Origin of the sequence: Arsenophonus nasoniae DSM 15247, from assembly GCF_000429565.1 — a bacterium.
In the GTDB taxonomy this organism is placed as follows: domain Bacteria; phylum Pseudomonadota; class Gammaproteobacteria; order Enterobacterales; family Enterobacteriaceae; genus Arsenophonus; species Arsenophonus nasoniae.
The window spans coordinates 1-6,544 of record NZ_AUCC01000116.1; the positions used below are offsets into that span (position 1 = coordinate 1).

6 protein-coding genes and 1 pseudogene are annotated in these 6,544 nt (G+C 28.7%); 2 read left to right on the forward strand and 5 right to left on the reverse strand.

Annotation, left to right across the window (positions count from 1 at the left end):
* Positions 1-149: pseudogene (locus tag G468_RS25465) on the forward strand (IS91 family transposase); the annotation flags it as partial.
* A 147-nt stretch (positions 150-296) separates the two neighbouring features.
* Here the strand turns inward: G468_RS25465 and G468_RS0115425 are convergent.
* Together G468_RS0115425 and G468_RS0115430 are read right to left on the reverse strand one after the other, a co-directional pair.
* Positions 297-860, reverse strand: coding sequence for a cytochrome b (locus G468_RS0115425; RefSeq protein ID WP_026823831.1), 564 nt, complete (start codon positions 858-860; stop codon positions 297-299).
* Positions 861-1,403: 543 nt separating this feature from the next.
* Positions 1,404-1,625 carry a hypothetical protein gene (locus tag G468_RS0115430; RefSeq protein ID WP_026823832.1) on the reverse strand — a complete coding sequence of 74 codons (222 nt, stop codon included), beginning with the start codon at positions 1,623-1,625 and terminating at the stop codon, positions 1,404-1,406.
* 677 nt (positions 1,626-2,302) lie between these two features.
* On the opposite strand from G468_RS0115430, the gene G468_RS0115435 reads away from it, so the two are divergent.
* Positions 2,303-3,385, forward strand: coding sequence for a porin (locus G468_RS0115435; RefSeq protein WP_051297146.1), 1,083 nt, complete (start codon positions 2,303-2,305; stop codon positions 3,383-3,385).
* 1,265 nt (positions 3,386-4,650) lie between these two features.
* Here G468_RS0115435 and G468_RS0115440 read toward each other — a convergent pair.
* The 3 genes from G468_RS0115440 to G468_RS24490 form a co-directional block, all read right to left on the reverse strand.
* A complete protein-coding gene (locus G468_RS0115440) occupies positions 4,651-4,872 on the reverse strand; it encodes a hypothetical protein (protein WP_026823834.1) in 222 nt (73 codons plus the stop codon).
* A 385-nt stretch (positions 4,873-5,257) separates the two neighbouring features.
* Positions 5,258-6,100, reverse strand: coding sequence for an N-acetylmuramoyl-L-alanine amidase (locus tag G468_RS0115445; protein WP_026823835.1), 843 nt, complete (start codon positions 6,098-6,100; stop codon positions 5,258-5,260).
* Positions 6,101-6,361: 261 nt separating this feature from the next.
* Positions 6,362-6,544, reverse strand: a 183-nt coding sequence (locus tag G468_RS24490; protein ID WP_211229676.1) for a hypothetical protein, incomplete at its 5' end; no start/stop codon positions are given.

Consider the following 6,544-nt stretch of genomic DNA (forward strand, 5'->3'; position numbering starts at 1 on the left):
TGAAAGGATTTCTGCGTACCGATCCGTACAAATGTATTCTGTGTGGCGACAGGCTGCTTTTCACCGGGGCGCAAATGGGTAAAAAAGCAACGGAATTGTTGTCAGAAAGACTGCATAACCTGGAGAAAAAGCGATGGTTACGCAGCTAAACGCAGGATCAATGTGTCTAAAATAAGGAAATCAGGTTAGAAATTACACTCTCTGAGGAAATGTTAACTGGCACTAAACACAATAAATCGATCCCCATCTCCTTTTTGCAATAAGGGATGGCTTTTGCTACTCACTTTAAAAGCGATTCAATTTCCTAACCATGAACGAATGCCAAGTATGCGTTTTAAGGTAACATCACGATCAATAAAATGATGTTTCAATGCTGCAATCGCATGAAGAATTGAAAGAATAATAAGTGTCCAAGCCAAATAAAGATGTACAACACCTGCACTATCAGCCTGAATGCCCTCATCTGACCATATTGCCGGGATCTCAAAATAACCGAATATTGATATAGGCTGACCATCAGCAGTAGAAATTAAATAACCGCTAAGAAATATGCCAAATAAAAGTAAATAAAGAGAAATTTTGACGAGAGTAGAACTTATTTTTACTAAGTTGCTATAGCTATCTAATGCTTTTGGTGGCGGTGAAATAAAGCGCCATAGAACACGAAATATCATCAGCAAAAACAAAACAAAACCGATACTCTTATGAATTTCTGGCGCTTTGTGATACCAAGCGTCATAATAATTCAAAGATACCATCCAAAGCCCCAACGCAAACATTCCATACACACTAAGCGCGACCAACCAGTGAATTAAAATTGATATATGACCAAACTGGGTGGAAGTATTCTTCCAAAGCATATCAATATTCCTTTCGTTAAGATTAAGAATAATAATAGTCAATTTTGATGCAATATTAATAATAAACGAATTTTTAAATGATTAATTGCCAAACAAGAAGAAATAATTTGTTAAAGATAATCAAAAAAAATCATTAAGTTACTCTATGAAATAGTTCATCATCATGATGAACAAAAGAACATTGGAAAAATAAATATTTATAATATTTTTATTTTAATATTTTCTTTGCATGAGAAATCTGTGTAATAGAAGTTAGTGGTATTATGGCAGAATAAAATTTCACTAATAAAGAATAAGTTAATAGCATTAACTCAATCGTGACGACAGGGTATCACACCATAATTCGGTTAAAAATGTTGCATTTTAGTTAAATGGTATAATAGATAATTTTCAAATATTAATAATAGGTTAATCTAGTTATCTTTAGTTTCTACGTTAACTCTGATAATAGTTATCAATATGAATTATCTAAATAAAAAATAGTATCCCCTATAATAGAGGATACTAAGAAACGAAGGGTAAATAATAGGCACACACAACTAATTATTTATTTTCCTCTATGATAGCACTTGCTCTAACGTAATTTTGTCCTCCTGCAGAAGTTATTTTCACAATAGTAGAATCTTTCTCTTTCGCTTTATTCTCTAAATTTTCAATGGCCTCATTAAGACTAATTGCTGAGGCAGTAATAACCTCTTGAGCGAAAACACCAAATGAAATTACAAAAAGAAAAAACATTACTATAAGATTTTTCATTTTTATCATAAACCATCTCCTAAAATTAATATCTGAGACTAATTTAGAACCATAACTCAATACAAAAAAATATATTAATAAAAAAAATGTGTAAGCTTTCAAAATAACTATCTGTCTGCTTTAAATAAATATTTATAAAAGTCTTAACAAATAAATAATCTAATTAATTTTATCTATAGGGAATATTAGAGTTATAAAAAATAAAGTCAATTTTAAACTATAATCAAAGTTTCATTATTGATACTTTATGGCAGAATATTGTCCAACAAATAATATGAAAAAGAGAAATATATTTTATTGTAAAGAAAAGAAAACAAAATAAAAAAACATTGAAAAAATAACTGCCATATTTATCCTTTCGTCAATTTATCATAATAAATTCTATTTTAATTCTAAATAAAAATTCATTATAATTAAAATAGAGTATATAAAATTAATTTATGAAAATAAAAAATAATAGGAAATATAATTCCAATGTAAAAATCCAATTTATTATAATATTAATATGTTATTTTTGTTGCTTCTTTATTTAACAAATTATACCAATTAGCTATAAATTTTGCGCCTGATCATAAATATATATATTTTTATTGTCTTTATATGAAACAAAAACATAAAATATTTACAACATACTAAATTACTTAAAATTAACAAAAACAAAACAACAAGAGAAGAGGATGAATAGAATGAAAATAAGGCGTATTGCATTGTTAACGTTAGTATTTTCCATAAATAATATTGCCAATGCCGCTGAAATATATAATCAAGATGGAAATAAGTTAGATCTGTATGGAAAAATTGATGTACGAAATCATATTGGTAAAGGTAAAAGTGGCGGGGATGATTCAAGAGTTCGTGTTGGAATCAAAGGCAGCACCGAAATTTCCGCTAACCTCACTGGATTTGGTCAATTTGAATGGGAAACAATGACTAATAAAACTGAGGATAACCATATAGATAAAAATCGATTAGCCTATGTTGGAATTAATCATAAATATTTAGGTTCTATTGATTATGGCCTTAATTATGGTGTGTTATATCACATTGACGGTTGGATTGATGTTTTGCCGATGTTTTGGGATGATGGCATTTCAATGGCTGATAATTACATGAACGGTAGAAATAGAAACCTACTTACCTATCGAAACAACAATTTCTTTGGCTATATTGATGGATTAAACATTGCATTACAATACCAAGGGAAAAATACAACTAATAATAAATCAGGTGTAAGTGCAGCCAAGCAAAATAACGGTGACGGCTACGGTCTATCAGTGATTTATAATACCGATTTTGGGCTAAGTTTTGGCGGAAGTTATAGTAATTCACATAATGTCAATAATGACATGGCCAATTACTATGCTAATGGAAAACGCGCAGAAGCTTGGAGTATTGGTACCAAATATAATGCCAATAACGTCTACTTGGCATCAACTTATATTGAAACTCGTAATATGACGCCTTTTGGTTCGACCAATACCAATATTGCGCCTAAAACACAAACTTTTGAAATTGTCGCTCAATATACATTTGATTATGGTTTGAAACCATCATTAGCTTATATTCAAGCTAAAGGAAAAGATCTTGGCGAATATGGAGATAATTACTTAAACAAATTCATATCGCTAGGTTCATTCTACTATTTTAATAAGAATTTTGCTGCATTGTTAGATTATAAAATTAATTTATTAGATAAGAATAAATTTACCGAAAATTATGGCATTAGTACCGACAATGTTTTAGGTTTAGGATTAGTCTATTATTTTTAATAAATTTTAATATTAATCCCAGATAAAAATTATCTGGGATATTTTTATAAAAAAATATACTATCTTTAATAACCAAACCGCCCTTTTAAAGCAGCTAAGGTAGCATTTATAATACTCTAAAAAATCAAGCCTATTCTTTAATAGCGTATCAAAGAATGAATATTATCAAATTTTAGTAAGATAATATCGAAACCTTCTAGACGACCAAATAATAACATTGGCCTTGCGATATACTGAGGAACGTAGGTAATATGCAGTCCTTAATCTGTAAAAATCAAACATGATAAATAGTTTTTAGTTAAAATAATTTCACTGCATGGAATTAAATTAATATGTTGATTTTAATGTTAAGCTGAAAGGCGGGAAAAATTAATCTCAGATCATAAATATTGTCTATTTATCAAAAAAGTTATTAACCGTATAGTCATTAGGATGAGCCATCCTAGGCTATAAATCGCAAGCTATATTGTAACTAATCCCTGCGGCCATATTGTTTATCAGTGATCCTATATAAAATTTGCATGTATAACTAACAGTACAGAATTCATTTCATATAAATTCGTACCAACAATATTTATTCCAATATAAGATAAAATAGCTTTTATTTTGCTAATAATCTCCGCTATCGAGTTAGCAGAAATTAATTAATTCTAAGCCAGTTTTATAATTGAAAATTATTTTTTCCCTCAGTAAAAATGCAAAATTCCTTAACCGATAATAAGAATATATTAATATTTCACGCAGGAAAAAATTTTTCTATTTTCATTTATTTCTAATATCTAACTATTGGAATTTTATCAAATAATTCACAACCAATTATCTCTCCTAACTTAGCAATTCATCGACTTAATATTGAATTAGATTTTTAAACGCAGCTAACCTATGATAATTTTTCTTTATACTAAATTTTACATAAATAATTCCATCAATTTTATATCAAGATAGGGTTTATATTTTCCACATTAAAAAATTTTCACCTTATAACTTAAGATGAATATTTATATCTATTTTAAAAAATATAATAAAATAATAATTATTTCATATAAAATAAAATTTATTATTTTTATATAGCAAGAAAGAAATATTCATCATATGCATTAATAATAATCAATAAAATAAAAATCATTAATCAATAGTTAACAATATCAGTATTAGTTACTATCATCATCAATAACTTTTAATTTTTTTATATAAGGATAAATACAAAAATAAAGGCCGCTTTTATAGACGGCCATTATTTTAATTTTTGTTCTGATCGCCAAAAATTAATTTGCTTTAGTCATGACTTTACTTGGTGCTTTTTTTGCTCCAGATTTAATATGAGAAGCTTTTTTCGCTTTTACTTTACTAGTATGAGATATTTGTTTATTTTTGACTTGTTTCTGTCCAACATTAGTTTGACTACTTGTGTTCATTGGAGTAGAAGCAGCCATACTACCAAATGAAATTAATGCTATTGATAATAGTGCATATTTTACAAATTTCATTATTACTACCTTCAAGTTGGTTTAAATACGTTATCATTATAATAAATGTAAAATAAATTACTGTTATGAATGTTTATTTTATTCATAAATTTTATTATCAATGTTATTTAATATTTGGAATATGCAGAATTTGAAAAAAACTGTAAATATAAGAAAATGTTGCAACTATATTTGACAGAATTCTAAGCAAAAATCAATAACAACGTTTATAAAGTACTCTTTTAATAACGTATTGGCTAAATAACAACATAATATTAGATGAATAAAAAATAGCCAATATATCTCTATTAATTATAAAAACTCCTGACAATCAATATTCTATTGTCAGGGGCTTAATTTATAAAATACAATTAGGTTATATAAAACCGTTAATCTTTTTTAGCGACTAGCTACTCTGATTTCTATATTTTTCAACTAACGCACGGACAATAGCCTCGGTTTCAGCATCCGCATTACCGCTTATATTAGCTGGACGGAAATGAAGCTGAAATGCACTAATTGTTCTACGAGTTTCCTCATCAAGCTCGCCTGATTGTGGAATTTTATCATAACCATATTTCTGTAAATATTTTTGGATAGTTGACACACTAGCCGGCGCATAGCGTGATCGCCCTGCCAGATATTTCTTAACCGTCATTTCATCTGGCCAAGCTCCAATACCAAGATCAGCTAAACGTTTCCATGGAAAATTTTTACCTGGATCATACTTTCTCAATGGAGCAATATCACTATGTGCTAAAACATTATCTGGAGTTATGTTATATCTTTTTATGATATCTTTAGCTAAAACGATGATAGCGGAAATTTGCTGTTCATTAAAAGGATACCAGACCTTATCGCCGAGCATATCTTCAGTAAACCCTTTATTGACTATTTCTATGCCGATAGAACTATCATTAAGGTTAAGCCTACCATTCCAATTACTTAAACCTGCATGCCATGCTCGTTTATTCTCGGGAACAAGATTAAATATAACCGGTTTTCCACTTTTTATTTTCGGTATTTCTGGAATAAGATAATGAGCACTTACTTTAGCCTGAGTTAAAATCTGTAATGAGCGAGCATCATTTACTGCCGTATAATGAAATATTAAAAATTTCACTCTATCATCTTGGCTTATCGATGAAAAAGATTTATCGATATAATAATCACCTCTATCAACGATAGGGGCCTTAGAAGAACAACCCACTATCATCAGCATCAATAACATCATAAATAACTTTTGCATATCATCTCCATATAAGTGTTTGATACTACCCTTACAAAAGCATTACTTCTCATACACTCTACTTCTTACACCTAAATAATTGAGGTCAAAACTTTTGGCTATACGCTTACTTTTCATTACCAACTTTTTTATAGCTCCATTTTTATAATTTAGCAGAATAAACTATCCAGAATCGCTCAGTTTATTTATATAATTTATTATTTTTTTATCACAATAAATAATAGCAATAATCCTAATCAATAAAGCGTTACAACATATCAATTATATATAATTAATAATAAATTCACAATTAATTGTAATTGTTAATTTTTTTAATGAATTGTAAATTTTATAACGCAATAGCTTTGTAGTGAACATAAGCACGCCTTTGGCGTGAGCATCGCGGCAAAGGCGCTCTATTTCTAGGCAATTCCCTTCTCGTCTTTTATACTCTGCTCTATGTAC

Excerpts from the sequence above, each read along its gene's own strand:
- G468_RS0115425 (WP_026823831.1), bottom strand. The coding sequence starts at position 860 with ATGCTTTGGAAGAATACTTCCACCCAGTTTGGTCATATATCAATTTTA.
- G468_RS0115430 (WP_026823832.1), bottom strand. The coding sequence starts at position 1,625 with ATGATAAAAATGAAAAATCTTATAGTAATGTTTTTTCTTTTTGTAATT.
- G468_RS0115440 (WP_026823834.1), bottom strand. The coding sequence starts at position 4,872 with ATGAAATTTGTAAAATATGCACTATTATCAATAGCATTAATTTCATTT.
- G468_RS0115435 (WP_051297146.1), top strand. The coding sequence starts at position 2,303 with ATGAAAATAAGGCGTATTGCATTGTTAACGTTAGTATTTTCCATAAAT.
- G468_RS0115445 (WP_026823835.1), bottom strand. The coding sequence starts at position 6,100 with ATGCAAAAGTTATTTATGATGTTATTGATGCTGATGATAGTGGGTTGT.